This window comes from Ensifer sp. ENS09, from assembly GCF_014852425.1.
Lineage (GTDB): Bacteria > Pseudomonadota > Alphaproteobacteria > Rhizobiales > Rhizobiaceae > Ensifer.
In genome coordinates, this window is sequence record NZ_JACVBP010000026.1 from 1 (window position 1) to 388 (window position 388).

Consider the following 388-nt stretch of genomic DNA (forward strand, 5'->3'; position numbering starts at 1 on the left):
CTTCAGGCGTCTTGGCAACCTGCTCCTCAAACAACTCGTGAATGCACTTCTCAGAAGGATAATCCGCTGCCGTCTGGTTCCACGTCTCCAGCAAAAGCCTGCGCTCTTCATCGGAAAGAATATCCAACGTACGGATTGGGGCTTGCGGCGAGCACTCCAAAGCTTCCGCAAGCCCCTCTAGCGCGCGTTGCATGAACGCACAGACACGATCAGGCGAAAGGGAGTTCACCACGTGGGCAGTCACACCAAGAGCGTGCCCATAATCCTCTACCGATAACGCAAAGGGGTAATTCGTGCGCTCCTCACTGCCAAGCCATTCAATCCCATGGAGCGCTTGGCCGGTTTCGCCATGCTTTTTGTCCTCAGGCAGTGGCCGCATCATATTGTG

1 protein-coding gene is annotated in these 388 nt (G+C 55.4%); it reads right to left on the minus strand.

The window, feature by feature from the left end; genetic code table 11:
* Nucleotides 1–388 (minus strand): hypothetical protein (locus IB267_RS33070; RefSeq protein ID WP_192451593.1); only part of this gene is annotated, 388 nt, incomplete at both ends.